The sequence below is a fragment of the Arthrobacter sp. HS15c genome (assembly GCF_040812005.1).
Classification (GTDB): domain Bacteria; phylum Actinomycetota; class Actinomycetes; order Actinomycetales; family Micrococcaceae; genus Arthrobacter.
In genome coordinates this window covers 192,093-208,758 of record NZ_JBFOHM010000002.1, presented here as the reverse complement: position 1 = coordinate 208,758, position 16,666 = coordinate 192,093, and the positions used below count along the sequence as shown (strand labels likewise).

Below are 16,666 nucleotides of genomic sequence, written 5' to 3'. Positions count from 1 at the left end.
GTTTGCTGCATTGATTAAGTTGTTGCGGAGGTGAACCCGCGGCGAACTGCCCGGGCGTCAGAGAACCGCCATCGCCCGGTCCGTCGGAGCCACCGGGGCAGGCAGGATGGTGCTGCCCATAAGGAACTTGTCCACGGCGGCGGCACATGCCCGGCCTTCGGCGATGGCCCACACAATGAGCGACTGCCCACGGCCGGCGTCTCCGGCCACGAAGATGCCCTCGGTGTTGGTCATGTAGTAACCGTCGCGGGACACGTTTCCGCGACCGTCGAATTCAGCGCTGACCTGCTCGCTGATTCCTGCCGGCTCGGCGCCGGTGAAGCCCAGGGACAGGAACACTAGGTCCGCCGGGATGATCCGCTCGGTACCGGCCTTGGGGAGCCGCTTACCGTCGACGAATTCAGTTTCGGCAACCTTCACGCCGGTGAGCTTGCCGTTTTCGCCCACAAACTCCACGGTGGAAGCGAGGTACGTGCGTTCGCCGCCTTCCTCGTGCGCGCTGGCCATCTCGAACAGCGTGGGGAACGTCGGCCAGGGCTGGTGCCCGGCGCGTTCCGACGGCGGCTGCTTGCCGATGGCCAGGGTGGTCACCGACGCTGCGCCATGGCGGTGCGCGGTGCCGAGGCAGTCAGCACCGGTGTCGCCGCCGCCTAGGATCACCACATGCTTGCCCTTGGCGTGGATCTGGTTCTCGACGGTCTCTCCCGCCACTACGCGGTTCGCCGGTACGAGGTAGTCCATGGCGTAGTGCACGCCCTCAAGGTCGCGGCCCGGGATGGGCAGGTTCCGCGGGACGGTGGCGCCGGTGGCAATCACGACGGCGTCATAGCGGCGGCGAAGCTGCTCCCACGTCACGTCGGAGCCGACGGCGACGCCGGTGCGGAAGCGGGTGCCTTCGGCCTTCATCTGCTCGATGCGGCGGTCCACCTGTTCCTTCTCCATCTTGAAGTCGGGAATGCCGTACCGGAGGAGCCCGCCGATCTTGTCGTCACGCTCGTAGACCGCGACGGTGTGTCCCACGCGGGTCAGCTGCTGGGCAACGGCCAGGCCGGCAGGTCCGGAGCCGACGACGGCAACGGTCTTTCCGGTCAGGCGCGTCGGGGGCAGCGGGTTGACCCAGCCGTTTTCGAACGCTTCGTCGATGATGGAGACTTCAACCTGTTTGATGGTCACCGCGGGCTGGTTAATCCCCAGCACGCAGGACGCTTCGCACGGCGCCGGGCAGAGCCGGCCGGTCCACTCGGGGAAGTTGTTGGTGGCGTGGAGCCGCTCAATCGCTTCTTCGCCCTTGTCCCGCCAGGTGAGGTCGTTCCACTCCGGAATCAGGTTGCCCAGCGGGCAGCCCTGGTGGCAGAACGGGACGCCGCAGTCCATGCAGCGGCCGGCCTGTGCCTTCAGGACACCCTTTTCCTGGGCCTCATAGACTTCCTTCCAGTCCATGATGCGAACCGGAACGGGACGGCGCGGCTGGGTTTCACGCTGGCGTACTTTCAGAAATCCGCGTGGATCAGCCACCGGTCACCTCCAGGATTCGAGACCATACTTCTTCGCCGTCAGGGTCAAGGCCCTCTTCGATGGCGTCGAGACGGGTTTGCAGGACTGCCGCGTAGTCGCGCGGCAAGACTTTGGTAATGCGGGCAGCGGTGTCGTCGAAGTTCTCAAGCAGCCGCTGGGCGTGGAGCGACTCCGTCTCCTCGACATGCTTGACCAGCAGGCCGTGGACGATGTCACGGTCCTCGGCGTCAAGCTCGCGAAGCTGGAGTTCGCCGGACTGCAGGGCATCCTTGTTCACGCGGGTGGTCTGCAGGTCCAGCACGTAGGCGGTGCCGCCGGACATGCCGGCGCCGAAGTTCCGTCCGGTGCGGCCGATGATCAGCGTCTGCCCGCCGGTCATGTACTCGCAGCCGTGGTCACCGATGCCTTCAACAACGGCGGTGGCGCCGGAGTTACGGACCAGGAAGCGTTCGCCCACCTGGCCGCGCAGGAACATTTCACCACTGGTGGCGCCGTAGCCGATCACGTTGCCGGCGATCACGTTGCTTTCCGCCTTGAATACGTTGGTGCGGTCCGGCCGGACGATGATCCGTCCACCGGAAAGGCCCTTGCCCACGTAGTCGTTCGAGTCGCCGAACAGGCGCAGCGTGATGCCGGCGGGCAGGAAGGCGCCCAGCGACTGTCCCGCGGTACCGGTCAGCGTGATGTCGATCGTGTCGGTGGCCAGCAGGTCGGTGCTGAACGTCTTGGTCACCACGTGGCCCAGCATCGTGCCCACCGAGCGGTCGGTGTTGATAACGTCCACGGCGATCTTCACCGGGCTGCGGTCAGTCAGCGCCTCGGTGGCCATCGTGATCAGGCGCTGGTCGAAGTGCTTGTCCAGCTCATGGTTCTGCGAGGTCAAGTTCCGCAGCGGCGCGTCGTCGTCGAACTCGAGTCCGTGCAGGATCGGGTCCAGGTCCAGGCCGTCGGCCTTCCAGTGGTTGATCGCTTCACGGGCGTCCAGCACCTCGGCGTGGCCGATCGCTTCCTCGATGCTCCGGAAACCGAGCTCCGCGAGGATCTCGCGGACTTCCTCGGCCAGGAATTCGAAGAAGTTGACCACGAACTCGGGCTTGCCCGTGAAGCGGGCCCGCAGTTCGGGGTTCTGCGTGGCAACACCTACGGGGCAGGTATCCAGGTGGCAGACGCGCATCATGATGCAGCCTTCCACCACCAGCGGTGCCGTGGCGAAACCAAACTCTTCGCCACCGAGCAGCGCAGCAATGACAACGTCGCGGCCGGTCTTGAGCTGGCCGTCCACCTGCACCACCACGCGGTCGCGCAGGCCGTTGAGCATCAGGGTCTGCTGGGTCTCCGCGAGCCCCAGCTCCCAGGGCACACCGGCATGCTTCAGCGAGTTCAGCGGGGAGGCACCCGTGCCGCCGTCATGGCCTGAGACGAGTACGACGTCGGCCTTGGCTTTGGTGACACCGGCGGCAACCGTGCCGATCCCCACTTCGGAGACGAGCTTGACGTGCACGCGTGCCGAGGGGTTGGCGCGCTTCGCATCGTAGATGAGCTGCGCGAGGTCCTCGATGGAGTAGATGTCGTGGTGCGGGGGCGGGGAGATGAGTCCGACGCCGGGGGTCGAGTGGCGTGTCCGGGCAACCCAGGGGTAGACCTTCTGCGCCATCAGCTGGCCGCCTTCGCCGGGCTTGGCACCCTGCGCCATCTTGATCTGGATATCGTCCGCGTTGCTCAGGTACAGGCTGGTCACGCCAAACCGGCCCGAGGCGATCTGCTTGACGGCAGAGCGGCGCTTCGGGTCCAGCAGACGGTCAACGTCCTCGCCGCCTTCACCGGTGTTGGACTTGCCGCCCAGCTGGTTCATGGCGATCGCGAGCGTCTCGTGGGCTTCCTTGGAGATCGACCCGTAGCTCATGGCGCCGGTGGAGAAGCGCTTGACGATGCTGGAGACGGGCTCGACCTCTTCGAGCGGAACAGCGGGACGGTCGTTCTTGAACTTGAGAAGCCCGCGCAGGGTCATCAGGTTCTCGGACTGGTCATCGACACCGCGTGTGTAGGACTTGAAGATGTCATACCGGCGCTCACGCGTGGCGTGCTGCAGCCGGAAGACGGTCTCAGGGTTGAACAGGTGCGGCTCGCCGTCGCGGCGCCACTGGTACTCGCCGCCGCCCAGCAGCGGGCGGTGCGGCTGCTCGATGCCGCCTTCGGGGTAGGCCATCTGGTGCCGCGCGGAAACCTCCGCGGCGATGACGTCAAGGCCCACGCCACCCAGCTGCGAGTGCGTGCCGGCGAAGAATTCGTCCACCAGTTCCTGTCCGAGGCCCAGTGCTTCGAACGTCTGCGCCCCGGTGTACGACGCGACGGTGGAGATGCCCATCTTGGACATGATCTTCAGGACACCCTTGCCGAGGCCCTTGATGAGGTTGTAGACGCCGTCCTGCGGGGTGACCCCGACAACGTCGCCTGCGGTGATGAGCTGCTCCACCGATTCCATGGCCAGGTACGGGTTCACGGCGGACGCGCCGTAGCCGATCAGGACAGCCACGTGGTGCGTCTCGCGGACGTCGCCGGCCTCGACCACCAGGGCGGTCTTGGTGCGGTTGGCGCTGCGCAGCAGGTGGTGGTGCACGGCGCTGACCAGCAGCAGCGAAGGAATCGGGGCCCACTGCGCGTTCGAGTCACGGTCGGACAGCACAACATACTGCACGCCGCGGTTGATCGCGCCGGAGACCTGTTCGCAGATCTCGGTGAGCCGGGCACGCAGCGCGTTCTCGCCGCCCTCGGGGCGGTACAGGCCGCGGACCTTCATGGCGATGCGGTCGCCGTCGGGCGTTTCGATGTTGGCGATCTTGGCGAGCTGGTCGTTGTTGATCACCGGGAAGGGCAGCATGACCTGCGGCTGGCGGACCTGCTTGGTGTCCAGGAGGTTGCCGTTCGGGCCGATGGCGCACGTCAGCGACGTGACCAGCTCTTCGCGGATGGCGTCCAGCGGCGGGTTGGTGACCTGGGCGAAGGACTGCACAAAGTAGTCGAACAGCAGGCGGGGGCGCTTGGACAGCACGGCCACCGGGGTGTCCGAACCCATGGCGCCCAGCGGCTCGGCGCCGGTGCGGGCCATCGGGCCGAGCAGGATCTTCAGCTCTTCGGTGGTGTATCCGAAGGTCCGCTGGCGGATGTTGACCGACGCTGCCGTGTGGACCACGTGCTCGCGCTCGGGAAGATCCTTGAGGTCGATCAGGTTGTCCTTGACCCACTCAGCCCAGGGGTTGGCTGCGGCCACCTCGGCCTTGACCTCTTCGTCGTCGATGATGCGGCCGGTGTCGGTGTCCACCAGGAACATCTTGCCCGGGGAAACGCGGCCCTTCTTGACAATCTTGGAAGCCTCGACGTCGATCACGCCTACCTCGGAGGCGAAGACGATGAGGCCGTCCTCGGTGATCCAGTAGCGTCCGGGGCGCAGGCCGTTGCGGTCCAGGGTGGCGCCGACGAGGTTGCCGTCGGTGAAGGACACGGCAGCAGGACCGTCCCACGGTTCCATCAGCAGGGAGTGGTACTCGTAGAACGCACGCCGTGCCGGATCCATGGTGGCGTGGTTTTCCCAGGCCTCGGGGATCATCATCATGATCGAGTGCGTGATGGGGCGGCCGGAGAGCCACAGCAGCTCGGCTACCTCGTCGAAGGACGCGGAGTCGGATGCGCCGGGAGTACAGATCGGGTACAGCTCTTCGGGCGAGTCCCCCAGCAGCGGGTTGGCCAGCTGGGACTGGCGGGCGCGCATCCAGTTCCGGTTGCCCTTGACGGTGTTGATCTCACCGTTGTGGGCAATGGTGCGGAACGGCTGGGCCAGCGGCCAGGACGGGAACGTGTTGGTGGAGAAGCGCGAGTGGACGATCGCCAGCTTGGTCTTGAAGCGCTTGTCCGAGAGGTCCGGGTAGAACGGCTCGAGCTGTGCGGTGGTGAGCATGCCCTTGTAGACGATGGTCCGGGAGGACAGCGACGGGAAGTAGACACCGTACTTGTTCTGGGCACGCTTGCGGATCCGCCAGGCGCGGGAATCCAGCTCGTTGCGGTCCAACTCTTCGCCGCTGGCCGAGGCAAGGAACGGCTGGGAGAAGTACGGCATGCAGGCGCGCGCCATGGCACCGACAAGGTCAGCGACGATGGGGACCTCGCGCCAGCCCAGGACGGTCAGGCCTTCATCGGCGGCGAGGCCTTCGATGCCGGCCTTTGCGGCATCGGCTTCGCGCTGCTCGGCGGGCAGGAAGGCGGTACCGGCCACGTATTGGCCGGGCGCGGGAAGTTCGAATTCGGTGACGGCACGGAAGAACTCGTCGGGGATCTGCATGAGCAGGCCTGCGCCGTCGCCGGTGCCTTCGTCGGCGCCCACGGCACCGCGGTGCTCGAGGTTGCGCAGGGCGGTCAGGGCGGCGTCGACAATGTCGTAGCCGGGCTCACCGCGGAGGGTGGCGATGATCGCAAGGCCGCAGGCGTCCTTCTCCTGCTCGGGGTTGTACAGGCCGCGGGCCTCCGGCAGGGACGCAAAGCGCTTGAACGGCGACATGGCAGCCTCAGGCTGGTCCGGTTCGGACCAGCTGGGAGTGTGAAGAGTTTGGCTCATGGGAGACGTCCTTCCTCCTGATCGTGCGTATGGAAGGGACACCGTTGGCCCCACTCAGAGCGCCTCTGTGATGGGCACAACAAAGTGTTACTTACTGGAAATTGTAGGTCAGCACGGCCTGCTGAACTAACAGTTACGCAGGCCCCCGACCCGGGCTTGACCGGCCAGCAGCTCTATGCTGGTCCGGGGCTGGCCCGATGCCACGACGCTGTGGTGTTTGGGCGCTGCGAGCGGTGGCTCTGCGACCCTGCTTAATGCCTGGCTACTTGGTACTGCCAGCCTCCGGCGCGGTCCCCGCGGCTTTGCCGCCGGAGCTTTCGGCTGCCGGCGATTCCGTGAGGGTCTGCCCGCCAGCCGAAGTTTCCGGCTCCTCATCCGTTGGGGTGGAAGGGCGCCTGGAACCGCTTTGGTTATCAGGGAGATTATCACGCGATTCACTATCTGAGACAACAGAGTCCGTATCACGGACCGGTTCGGCGCCGTCTTCGGGCCCCTCGACGGCGGGTTCCCGGCCGCCCAGATAGACACTGTCCGGGTCCGGCTTGCCCTTCATTCCCAGGAGGATGAAGACAACCAGCGCCACCACGAATACCAGGATGCTGGTCCAGACGTTCAGCCGTGCGGTGATGCCGAAGAGGTTGATCTGCTCCGCGTCATCGATGCGCATGGCTTCGATCCAGACCCGGCCCAGGGTGTAGTACATGGCGTAGGCCCAGAAGAGGCGGCCGCGGCGGAAGTGGAATCTCCGGTCCAGGGCCAGCAGGATCAGCACGCCGGCGATGTTCCACAGCGACTCGTACAGGAACGTGGGGTGGAAGAGCGTGTCCGCCGGCAACCCGGCAGGGAAGTTGGCGTTATCCGCATCCACCTGCAGGCCCCACGGAAGGGTGGTGGGCCCGCCGAAGAGTTCCTGGTTGAAGTAGTTGCCCCAGCGGCCCACGGCCTGTGCCAGCAGCAGCCCGGGAGCGGCAGCGTCAAGGAAGGCGGTAAGTTTCACGCCCGACCGGCGGCAGCCGATCCAGGCGCCAACCACACCCAGCACCACGGCACCCCAGATGCCCAGGCCGCCCCGCTGGATCTGCGGGATCAGCCACAGGTCCCCCGTTCCGTCGAAGCCGGGCCCGAAGTACGCATCCGGGGAGGACACCACGTGGTACAGGCGTCCGCCGATGATGCCGAACGGGATGGCCCAGATGACGATGTCCCAGACGCTTCCCTCCGGCGCTCCACGCCGTGCCCAGCGGACGGACGTGAGCCACAGGCCCACGATGATGCCCGCCAGGATGCACAGGGCGTAGGCATGGATGCGCAGCGAACCCCACGGCAGCGGGATGTCGAAGCCGGACCAGTCCGGACTCGGGATGCTCGCCGGCACCATGGCCGCGGCGTGGAGGAGGGTCTGCATAGGGGCTACTTCCTGGTCAGTCCGGTGCTGAGGTCTTTGGTCAGCTTCGCGACGGCGTCCACGCCGCCGTCCCTGATGGCGGACACGAGGGCGGTGCCCACGATCACGCCGTCGGCATAGGCTGCAATCTCGGCCACCTGCCCGGCGTTCGAAACCCCGAGGCCAACGCAGACGCGTTCGGCGCCGGCCGCCTTGGCCGCAGCCACGACGCCCTCGGCAGCCGAGCTGACGGAGGACCGCGCGCCCGTGACGCCCATGATCGAGACCGCGTACACAAAGCCGCGGCTGGCCTCCACCGTGCGCTTCATGCGCTCCGTGGACGACGACGGCGCCACCAGGAACACCCGGTCCAGGCCGTACTTGTCGGACGCTTCCATCCATTCCGCGGCCTCGTCGGGGATAAGGTCGGGAGTGATCAGGCCGGCCCCGCCGGCTTCGGCGAGGCGGCGTGAGAACTCGTCCACGCCCATCCGGACCACCGGGTTCCAGTAAGTCATGACCAGCACGGCGGCGTCGGTCTGGCTGGTGATGCCGGCAACGACGTCGAAGACCTGGCGGACCGCGAAGCCGTTGGCCAGCGCCTCGGTGGTGGCGGCCTGGATGACCGGGCCGTCCATGACCGGGTCCGAGTACGGGATGCCGATCTCGATCAGGTCGGCGCCGTTCCGCGCCAGGGCGATGCCCGCGGCGATGGTGTCCTCAACGGTGGGGTACCCGGCAGGCAGGTAGCCGATCAGGGCCGACCGTCCCTCAGCGCGGGCCTTGTCGATGGCGATTGCCGATTTGCTGGTGCTGCTGATGTTCTGAACGCCGGTCACAGCTGCTCCCCTTCCTTGCCGATGGCGGCCTCTGCGGAATCCTTGTCCAGCAGGTCGAACCACTCTGCTGCGGTGGCAACGTCCTTGTCACCGCGGCCGGACAGGTTCACGATCACGATCTTCTCTGCTGCCCCGGCGGCACCGGCCTCTGCCGCCAGCCGCTGGCCCACCTTGATGGCGCCGGCAAGGGCGTGCGAGGACTCGATGGCGGGAATGATGCCCTCGGTGCGGCACAGGAGCCGGAACGCCTCCATGGCTTCGCTGTCCGTGATCGGCTCGTAGCTGACGCGTCCAATGTCGGCGAGGTAGGAGTGCTCCGGGCCGACGCCCGGGTAGTCCAGGCCTGCGGAGATGGAGTGGGACTCGATCGTCTGGCCGTCGTCGTCCTGCATGAGGTAGGAACGTGCGCCGTGCAGCACGCCGGGCTTCCCCAGCGTGATGGTGGCCGCGTGCCGGCCGGTTTCGACGCCGTCGCCGCCTGCCTCGAAGCCGTAGATCTTCACCGAGGGGTCATCCAGGAAGCCGTGGAAGATGCCGATGGCGTTGGAGCCGCCGCCGATGCACGCGCAGACGGCGTCAGGAAGACGGCCCGCCTGCTCGATGATCTGGGCGCGGGCTTCCTCGCCGATGACCTCGTGGAAGTAGCGGACCATGGCCGGGAACGGGTGCGCGCCGGCGGCCGTGCCCAGCAGGTAGTGGGTGTTGCCGACGTTGGCCACCCAGTCGCGGAGCGCCTCGTTGATGGCGTCCTTGAGGGTCTGTGAACCGTTGGTTACGGGGATCACGGTGGCGCCGAGGAGTTCCATCCGGGCCACGTTCAGCGCCTGGCGGCGGCAGTCTTCAGCGCCCATGTACACAACGCATTCCAGGCCCAGCAATGCTGCGGCCGTGGCGCTGGCCACGCCGTGCTGGCCTGCGCCGGTCTCGGCGATGACACGGGTCTTGCCCATGCGCTTGGCCAGGAGGGCCTGGCCCAGGACGTTGTTGATCTTGTGCGATCCGGTGTGGTTCAGGTCTTCGCGCTTGAGGAAGATCCGCACTCCCCCGGCGTGTTCGGCGAAGCGCTTGGCCTCGGTCAGCAGGGAGGGCCGGCCCGAGTAGTTCTTGTTCAGCTCGGCGATCTGCGCGATGAAATCGGGATCGGCTTTGGCCTTTTCGAATGTGTCCTCAAGCTCGTCAAGGGCCGCGATCAGTGACTCGGGCATCCACCGTCCCCCGTAGGAGCCGAAGTAGGGTCCCGGGGCGTGCTTGAGGGAGCCGCCCTGCAGGAATGCATCCACCGAGCCTTCGTCAGAGCCGGCTGTCGGCGCTTCGGCCATCAGTCTCACCATCCTGTTCACTTTTTCACTAATGAGTTCATGCGGCATCCCGTCCGCGGTTGCCTGGGCAACCGGTGACGGGATGGTGCCGGCGCGGCTAGGCGCGTGCGGCGATGGCCGCGGCGCCTGCCGCGGTAAATTCGGCGATCCGGTCCCGCGGCGTCGAGTCGCTGACCAGGGCCTCGCCCACCAGGATGGCGTTGGCGCCGCTGGCAGCGTAGTGCGTGACGTCGTCGACGCCCCGCACCCCGGACTCGGCGATGACCAGCGCTTCGGCGGGAATCATCCCGGCAAGGGACGCGAAAACGGAACGGTCGACGTCGAGCGTCTTGAGGTTGCGCACGTTCACGCCGATGATGCGCGCCGCAGCCGCCACCGCGCGTTCGATTTCCTCTTCCGTATGCGTCTCCACCAGCACGTTCATGCCAAGTTCGCGGCTGAGTGCGCTGAAATCCCGGAGTTCGCCGTCCGACAGCGATGCGACGATGAGCAGGATCAGGTCCGCACCGTGGGCGCGGGCCTCCCAGATCTGGTATTCGTCAAGCGTGAAGTCCTTGCGCAGCAGCGGCACGTCCACGCGGGCACGGACGGCATCCAGGTCCGCGAGGGAGCCGTTGAAGCGCCGCTGCTCGGTGAGGACGCTGATGACGGCGGCACCGCCGTCGGCGTACTGCTCAGCGAGCGAGGCCGGGTCCACGATGGTGGCGAGGTCGCCCTTGGAGGGGCTCCGCCGCTTGATTTCGGCAATGACCTTCAGCTGGTCCCGCCGGGCCGCCGGGCCGTCAAGGGCGGCCCAGGCGTCACGCGCCGGGGCAGCCGCAGCGGCCAGATCCTTCAGTTCCGCAAGCGAAACGAGGCGCTTCCTGGCCTCCATATCCTCCCTGACACCGGCATTGATGTCATCGAGAACAGTCGCCATCAGTGGCCGGAGTTCTTCAGCTTGCTGCCTTCGACGCCGTAGCCTGCCTTGCGCATGACGAAGCCCAGGATCAGGCCGAGGACCATCACGGCTGCACCGGCGATGAAGATCGGGGTGTTGGCAATAACAAAGGCGATGGAGCAGACCAGCGCGCCGACCAGCATCACGATCACGCAGGTCCAGGCTGCCGGGCTGTTGCCGTGGCCGAGTTCCTGGCTGTGGTCAACGCCGTGGTGGACAGCGGATTCCGTGGCGGACTTGGACGCGGACGCGGGTGCTTTGCTCATGTGAATCTCCTCAGGATCAATACTGCTTACATTCTGCCATTTTTTGGCCGGGACCCGGTTATCGGCTGCCCGTGGGAGGGCATGTGACCGGCCCGGCGGCCTGGCACGGTCAGGTGGGGTCGTCTCCGCGTGACAGCCTGTCCCAGCTGTCGATCTCGTCAACGGGTCCCGCGGCCGCTGCACTGCCCGAGGTCCGTGCGTCGTACTTTGTCCGGGACTTCCAGTAACGGCCCGCCGGAATGATCAGCAGGGCGCCCAAGGCGAGCAGGACACCGACGACGACGGCGATCGCGGGGAACGCGGTCACGCTCACTTCGGCGCTGCTTCCGGTGACGCCCGTGGCGGCGGCGATGGAGCCCTGCGCGGCGGACAGCGGGTCAGCCAGCACGGTGGCTGCTGCGGCCACGATGCCGGCGGAAGCCAGCATGATGATGGCCGTGATGATCCAGCGCGCGATCCGTCCGGCGATGGCCGCGGCCAGGCCGCCGGCGAGGGCGACAAGGGCCAGCGCCGTCACCGTGGTGGCCGCCTTGCTCCCCTGCACCTGCAGGGCCGTCTGGGCACTCCCGGCCTGGCCCACCTGGTCAGGGTCCAGGGTGACCGAGATCCAGGTCTGCGTGGTGGTGCCGAACACGGCCAGTGCCAGCACCGCGACCAGGAGGACCAACGTAGACTTGCGGGCCCAGGCCGGGGTGCCCGCGGCTTTGGACATGTTGCCGGCCGTGACGTCCGGAACCGGCATCAGGCGCCCGCCTGTGTGGTGGTGCCGGCGTCGGGAATGGTCTCCGCCGAGATGTTGTGCAGGGAACCGGCGGTGTGGACGGCCCGCAGCGGGGCGGCAGCCTTGTTCACGGTTTCCAGGGCTTCGGTGGGGTTGACGGAGTCCGCCACGATGCCGCCGCCGGCCTGGACGTAGGCACGTCCTTCGCGGAGCAGTGCCGAGCGGATGGCGATGGCCATGTCCATGTCACCGGCGAAGTCCAGGTAGCCCACCACGCCGCCGTAAATGCCGCGGCGGTGGGGCTCCAGTTCGTCGAGCAGGCGCAGCGCCCGCGGTTTGGGCGCCCCGGACAGGGTGCCTGCCGGGAACGTGGCCTTCAGGACGTCGTAAGCCTTGGCCTGCGGTGACAGTTTGCCCACCACGGTGGAGACCAGGTGCATGATGTGGCTGAACCGCTCCACTTCCATGAACTGGGTGACGTCCACCGTCCCCGCGACGCAGACCTTGGAGAGGTCGTTGCGGGACAGGTCCACCAGCATGAGGTGCTCCGCGCGTTCCTTCTGGTCGGCCAGGAGTTCCTCGGCCAGTGCCTTGTCCCCCTCGACCGTCTTCCCGCGGGGGCGTGAGCCGGCGATCGGGTGGGTGATGACTTCCTCGCCGGTCACTGTCACCAGTGCCTCGGGCGAGGATCCGACGATGGAGTACTCCCGGCCGTCCGCGTCCTCGAGGCTGAAGATGTACATGTACGGGCTGGGGTTCGTGTTGCGCAGCACCCGGTACACGTCAAGGGGCGACGCTCCGCACTCCATCTCGAAGCGGCGGGAAATCACCACCTGGAAGACTTCGCCGTCGATGATGGCTTCCTTGCCTCGGTCCAGGGCGGCAAGGTAGTCCGTTTCGTCCCAGCGTTCCTGCACGCTGGAGGCAAAGTCCAGCGCGGCGGGCTCCAGGACGGAAACCGGCTGGGCCACGGGCGTGCTGATCTGTGTCAGCAGGGCTTTGACCCGGGCCACGGCATCGTGCCAGGCCTCGTCCACGCGGTCCGAGCTGCCGTCGAAGTTGATGGCGTTGGCGATCAGCAGGACAGTGCCGTCCACGTTGTCGTGCACGGCCATGTCCGTGACCAGGTTAAGGGCCATCTCGGGCAGGTGCAGGTCGTCTTCGGGCGGGCTGGTCAGCCGTTCCCAGTGCCGGACGGTTTCCCAGCCCAGGAAGCCCACCAGGCCGGACGTGAACGGGGGCAGCCCGTCAAACCTGTCCGTGCGGAGGGCCTCGATGGTGTCCCGGATGGCGTCCACGGGATTGCCGTCCACGGGGACACCCACGGGCGGCTGTCCCAGCCAGTGCGCGTTGCCGTCCTTGGTGGTGAGCGTGGCGCGCGACTTGGCACCGATGAACGAGTAGCGGGACCAGGTCCCGCCCACCGCCGCGGACTCCATCAGGAACGTGCCGGGCTGGCCCTGGGCCAGCTTCCGGTAGAGGCCGATCGGGGTCTCCGCGTCCGCCAGCACCTTGAGGCGGACGGGAATGACACGGCTGCTGCCTGCGAGTTCGCGGAACTCCTCGAGGCCCGGGCTGATGATTCCAAGGTCCTGCATGGCTATGCTTCTCCGCCTGTTCTTCTTCGACGCCGGTGGAGGGCGTCAGTTGTATGCTGCCGAAAGTATGTTTTAGACGCGGGCCGGTCTCCCGCCCGGAAAGTTACGCCAGGGACGGCGGTCAGACCGCGGTGCCGGTCTGGACTTCAAGGCCCCTGCCGTCGAAGCAGGTGCGGGTCCCCGTGTGGCATGCGGCGCCGACCTGGTCCACGCGCACCAGGAGGGCGTCGCCGTCGCAGTCCATGGCCACGGACTTGACCCACTGGACGTGGCCGGAGGTGTCGCCCTTGCGCCAATACTCCTGGCGGGAGCGGGAATAGAACGTGACGCGGCCGCTGGTCATGGTGCGGTGCAGCGCTTCGTCGTCCATCCAGCCGAGCATGAGCACCTCGTTGGTGTCGAACTGCTGGACGACGGCGGCCACCAGCCCGGCGCTGTCCCGCTTGAGCGCGGCGGCGAGATCAGCGGGAAGCGGGCTGGCTTCGGGGGTCGCTGCCGGGGCGGCCGCAGCGGGTGCGGGCAGGGGCGATCCGGGGGCTGGGGCGGGGGCGGGCTGCTCAGACATCAGACCAAGTCTAGTGCCTCTGCAGGGACCCGGCCGGTGTGTGAACAACGGCACGTTCGGGCTGGCGGTTCTGCTGCCCAACTTCCCCGGTGTCGTGCTAGTTTCACAAGTGATGCATTTCGTCGATCCGTCCCGAGAAGTCCTGGCCGAAACCCTGCTGGCGGCCGGCCCTGATGCCCCCACCCTCTGCAGAGGATGGCGCACCAGGGACCTTGCCGCGCACCTTTACCTGCGCGAACGCAAGGCCGCCGTGGGACTGGGCCTCATCATCAAGAGCCTCTCCAAAGCCTCGGATAAAGCCACCGCCAAGCTGGCCGCGAAGCTGAAGACCGGCGATGACTACACCCGGCTGGTGAACACCTTCCGGGCAGGTCCGCCGGCGCTGTCCCCCATGAACATCAAAGCCCTGGACGAAAGCTCCAACCTCATTGAGTACTTCGTCCACACCGAGGACATCCGCCGTGCCGTGGACCGCTGGGCTCCCCGGCAGCTCGACGAAGCCTACTCGGACGCACTCTGGGACGAGCTGATCAAGCGTGCCGCCATCCTTTACCGGGGCGTGGACCTGGGCATCGTCCTGGTCCGGCCCTCCGGCCCGCGGCACGTGGCCAAGCGCGCCCCCGTATCGGTGGCGATCGTCGGCGAGCCCGGCGAACTCCTGATGCACGCCCACGGCCGCACACGCCACGCCCTGGTCACCTTCGAAGGCCAGCCCGACGCCGTCGCGCTCCTCCAGTCAGCCGAAGTGGGCCTGTAGCTCACTCCGGTGGTTGAGTCCGTCGAAACCAGATCTCGACAGGCTCGATCACCGACGACAGGCTCGATCACCGACGACCTGCCCGGTCAACGAATGAGGATCAGCGGACTTCGAAGCCTGCGTCCCGGATGGCCTGCTTGACCTGGGACATCATGTCGTCCGGGCCCCAGTGGAAGATCGAGGCGGCCAGCACGGCGTCCGCTCCGGCGGCGACGGCCGGGGCAAAGTGCGCCGGCTCCCCCGCACCGCCTGAGGCGATGATCGGAACCCGCACCGCTGCGCGGACCAGGCGGATCAGCTCCAGGTCGAAGCCGTCCTTGGTGCCGTCGGCGTCGATGGAGTTCAGCAGGATTTCGCCCACCCCGCGGTCCGCGGCCTCCTTCGCCCAGGCGATGGCGTCGATGCCCGTGCCCGTACGGCCGCCGTGCGTTGTCACTTCGAAGCCCGACGCCGTGGGCTGGGACCCGGGGCGTGTGCGGCGGGCATCCACCGAGAGAACCAGCACCTGCGATCCGAAGTGGCGCGTGATTTCGTCGATGACGTCAGGGCGGGCCACCGCGGCCGTGTTGATGGAGGCCTTGTCGGCGCCGAAGCGCAGGAGCTTGTCCACCTCCGCCACACCGCGTACCCCGCCGCCAACGGTCAGCGGGATGAAGACTTCCTCGGCGGTGCGGCGGACCACGTCGAACGTGGTTTCGCGGTTGCCGGAGGACGCGGTGACATCCAGGAAAGTCAGTTCGTCGGCGCCGGCGTTGTCGTAGCGGTGCGCCAGCTCCACCGGGTCCCCGGCGTCGCGTAGTCCTTCAAAGTTGACGCCCTTGACGACACGACCGGCGTCGACGTCGAGGCACGGGATGACTCGTACAGCTACAGCCATGGGTACTCCTGGAATTCTCTGTTGATTCTGCTGTGCCGTGGAACCCGGCGGGAGGCTCAGATGCGGCAGGCGTGGATGCTGCTCACGAGGATGGCGCGGGCGCCGAGGTCGTAGAGCTCGTCCATGATCCGGTTGGTTTCCTTCTTGGGCACCATGGAGCGGACGGCCACCCAGTCCGAATCGCGCAGCGGCGAGACCGTGGGTGATTCCAGGCCGGGGGTCAGCGCTGCGGCCTGCTCCACCAGTTCCTTGCGGATGTCGTAGTCCATCAGGACGTACTGGCGGGCCACCAGGACGCCCTGGAGGCGGCGGATGAGGACTTCGATTTCCTTGGCGGTGCCGTTCGCGGCGCCGCCTTCTTCGGTGCGCTTGATCAGCACGGCCTCGGACTTGAGGATCGGTTCGCCGAAGATCTCCATCCCGGCGGCCTTGAGGGTGTTGCCGGTTTCGACGACGTCGGCAATGGCGTCCGCGACGCCCAGGCGCACGGAGGACTCAACGGCACCGTCGAGGCGGACCACCTTGGCTTTGATACCGAGCCCGGCAAGGTAGCCGCGGAGCAGGCCGTCGTAGCTGGTGGCGAGGCGCTTGCCCTCGAGCTGCTCGACGCCGGCGAAGTCCCCTACCGGGCCCGCGAAACGGAACGTGGAGGCGGCGAACCCCAGAGGCATCAGTTCCTCAGCCTCCACCTCGGCGTCCAGCAGGAGGTCGCGGCCGGTGATGCCGACGTCGAGCGTTCCCTGCCCGACGTAGACGGCGATGTCGCGGGGGCGCAGGAAGAAGAATTCAATGTCGTTGTCCGGGTCCACCATGACCAGTTCGCGGGTGTCGCGGCGCTGGCGGTAGCCGGCTTCGGACAGCATGGCGGAGGCGGCTTCGGACAGGGAGCCTTTATTGGGGACGGCTACTCGCAGCATGGGGGGTCTTTCTAGGTTGGGAGGTCTGTTGGTCAGGCAAACGGGCCACGCGGGGACAGGACTGGTGATGCCAGCCGCTGCCGCAGTGGCTACAGATGCTTGTAGACGTCTTCCAGGGTCAGGCCTTTGGCGAGCATCAGAACCTGCAGGTGGTACAGCAGCTGGGAGATTTCCTCGGCCGCGGCTTCATCGGATTCGTACTCAGCAGCCATCCATACTTCGGCCGCTTCTTCCACGACTTTCTTGCCGATGCCGTGGACTCCGGACTCCAATTCAGCGACGGTGCGGGAGCCTGCCGGGCGGGTGGCTGCCTTTTCACTCAGTTCAGCGAACAGCGTCTCGAAATTCTTCACGCCCTACAG

The 16,666-nt window shown here is 66.9% G+C and carries 14 protein-coding genes; 1 reads left to right on the top strand and 13 read right to left on the bottom strand.

Annotation, left to right across the window (positions count from 1 at the left end):
• Nucleotides 1-57: 57 nt before the first annotated feature.
• The 10 genes from ABV518_RS03970 to hisI form a co-directional block, all read right to left on the bottom strand.
• Entirely contained in the window at nt 58-1,515 is a 1,458-nt protein-coding gene (locus ABV518_RS03970) for a glutamate synthase subunit beta (protein WP_367765503.1), read from the bottom strand.
• Nucleotides 1,508-6,121, bottom strand: a complete 4,614-nt coding sequence (gene gltB / locus ABV518_RS03965) for a glutamate synthase large subunit (protein ID WP_367765502.1) — start codon at nt 6,119-6,121, stop codon at nt 1,508-1,510. The genes ABV518_RS03970 and gltB overlap by 8 nt, the downstream gene beginning before the upstream one ends.
• A gap of 262 nt (nt 6,122-6,383) precedes the next feature.
• Complete coding sequence (gene lgt / locus ABV518_RS03960) at nt 6,384-7,526, bottom strand: prolipoprotein diacylglyceryl transferase (protein WP_367765500.1); 1,143 nt, start codon at nt 7,524-7,526, stop codon at nt 6,384-6,386.
• A 5-nt stretch (nt 7,527-7,531) separates the two neighbouring features.
• Nucleotides 7,532-8,344 carry a tryptophan synthase subunit alpha gene (gene trpA / locus ABV518_RS03955; RefSeq protein WP_310164526.1) on the bottom strand — a complete coding sequence of 271 codons (813 nt, stop codon included), beginning with the start codon at nt 8,342-8,344 and terminating at the stop codon, nt 7,532-7,534.
• Nucleotides 8,341-9,663: a tryptophan synthase subunit beta gene (gene trpB / locus ABV518_RS03950; RefSeq protein WP_367765499.1), complete on the bottom strand. Its 1,323-nt coding sequence runs from the start codon at nt 9,661-9,663 to the stop codon at nt 8,341-8,343. The genes trpA and trpB overlap by 4 nt, the downstream gene beginning before the upstream one ends.
• Nucleotides 9,664-9,760: 97 nt before the next feature.
• Nucleotides 9,761-10,582 (bottom strand): indole-3-glycerol phosphate synthase TrpC, encoded by an 822-nt coding sequence (trpC, locus tag ABV518_RS03945; protein WP_367765498.1) that lies wholly within the window; start codon nt 10,580-10,582, stop codon nt 9,761-9,763.
• On the bottom strand, nt 10,582-10,869 hold the full coding sequence (locus ABV518_RS03940) for an HGxxPAAW family protein (RefSeq protein ID WP_066285586.1): 288 nt from the start codon (nt 10,867-10,869) through the stop codon (nt 10,582-10,584). Before ABV518_RS03940 ends, trpC begins: the two co-directional genes overlap by 1 nt.
• 109 nt (nt 10,870-10,978) lie before the next feature.
• Complete coding sequence (locus ABV518_RS03935) at nt 10,979-11,611, bottom strand: Trp biosynthesis-associated membrane protein (protein WP_367765496.1); 633 nt, start codon at nt 11,609-11,611, stop codon at nt 10,979-10,981.
• Nucleotides 11,611-13,188 carry an anthranilate synthase component I gene (locus ABV518_RS03930; RefSeq protein WP_367765495.1) on the bottom strand — a complete coding sequence of 526 codons (1,578 nt, stop codon included), beginning with the start codon at nt 13,186-13,188 and terminating at the stop codon, nt 11,611-11,613. The genes ABV518_RS03935 and ABV518_RS03930 overlap by 1 nt, the downstream gene beginning before the upstream one ends.
• A 121-nt stretch (nt 13,189-13,309) precedes the next feature.
• Nucleotides 13,310-13,753, bottom strand: coding sequence for a phosphoribosyl-AMP cyclohydrolase (hisI, locus tag ABV518_RS03925; RefSeq protein ID WP_131134312.1), 444 nt, complete (start codon nt 13,751-13,753; stop codon nt 13,310-13,312).
• A 112-nt stretch (nt 13,754-13,865) separates the two neighbouring features.
• Here hisI and ABV518_RS03920 point away from each other — a divergent pair, with 112 nt between their 5' ends.
• Nucleotides 13,866-14,510: a TIGR03085 family metal-binding protein gene (locus tag ABV518_RS03920; protein WP_367765494.1), complete on the top strand. Its 645-nt coding sequence runs from the start codon at nt 13,866-13,868 to the stop codon at nt 14,508-14,510.
• Nucleotides 14,511-14,610: 100 nt separating this feature from the next.
• On the opposite strand, the gene hisF is transcribed toward ABV518_RS03920, so the two are convergent.
• From hisF to ABV518_RS03905, 3 genes are all read right to left on the bottom strand, one after another.
• The gene (hisF, locus tag ABV518_RS03915; protein WP_131134310.1) at nt 14,611-15,387 is read right to left on the bottom strand and encodes an imidazole glycerol phosphate synthase subunit HisF; all 777 of its coding nucleotides are present in this window, start codon (nt 15,385-15,387) and stop codon (nt 14,611-14,613) included.
• Nucleotides 15,388-15,443: 56 nt separating this feature from the next.
• Complete coding sequence (gene hisG / locus ABV518_RS03910) at nt 15,444-16,304, bottom strand: ATP phosphoribosyltransferase (RefSeq protein WP_367765492.1); 861 nt, start codon at nt 16,302-16,304, stop codon at nt 15,444-15,446.
• An 89-nt stretch (nt 16,305-16,393) separates the two neighbouring features.
• Nucleotides 16,394-16,657 carry a phosphoribosyl-ATP diphosphatase gene (locus tag ABV518_RS03905; RefSeq protein WP_028270786.1) on the bottom strand — a complete coding sequence of 88 codons (264 nt, stop codon included), beginning with the start codon at nt 16,655-16,657 and terminating at the stop codon, nt 16,394-16,396.
• Nucleotides 16,658-16,666: the final 9 nt, after the last annotated feature.

What these genes read in the sequence shown, in the direction of transcription:
- hisF (WP_131134310.1), bottom strand. Translation starts at nt 15,387, where the DNA reads ATGGCTGTAGCTGTACGAGTCATCCCGTGCCTCGACGTCGACGCCGGT.
- ABV518_RS03930 (WP_367765495.1), bottom strand. Translation starts at nt 13,188, where the DNA reads ATGCAGGACCTTGGAATCATCAGCCCGGGCCTCGAGGAGTTCCGCGAA.
- gltB (WP_367765502.1), bottom strand. Translation starts at nt 6,121, where the DNA reads ATGAGCCAAACTCTTCACACTCCCAGCTGGTCCGAACCGGACCAGCCT.
- hisI (WP_131134312.1), bottom strand. Translation starts at nt 13,753, where the DNA reads ATGTCTGAGCAGCCCGCCCCCGCCCCAGCCCCCGGATCGCCCCTGCCC.
- lgt (WP_367765500.1), bottom strand. Translation starts at nt 7,526, where the DNA reads ATGCAGACCCTCCTCCACGCCGCGGCCATGGTGCCGGCGAGCATCCCG.
- hisG (WP_367765492.1), bottom strand. Translation starts at nt 16,304, where the DNA reads ATGCTGCGAGTAGCCGTCCCCAATAAAGGCTCCCTGTCCGAAGCCGCC.
- trpC (WP_367765498.1), bottom strand. Translation starts at nt 10,582, where the DNA reads ATGGCGACTGTTCTCGATGACATCAATGCCGGTGTCAGGGAGGATATG.
- ABV518_RS03940 (WP_066285586.1), bottom strand. Translation starts at nt 10,869, where the DNA reads ATGAGCAAAGCACCCGCGTCCGCGTCCAAGTCCGCCACGGAATCCGCT.
- ABV518_RS03935 (WP_367765496.1), bottom strand. Translation starts at nt 11,611, where the DNA reads ATGCCGGTTCCGGACGTCACGGCCGGCAACATGTCCAAAGCCGCGGGC.
- ABV518_RS03920 (WP_367765494.1), top strand. Translation starts at nt 13,866, where the DNA reads ATGCATTTCGTCGATCCGTCCCGAGAAGTCCTGGCCGAAACCCTGCTG.
- trpB (WP_367765499.1), bottom strand. Translation starts at nt 9,663, where the DNA reads ATGGCCGAAGCGCCGACAGCCGGCTCTGACGAAGGCTCGGTGGATGCA.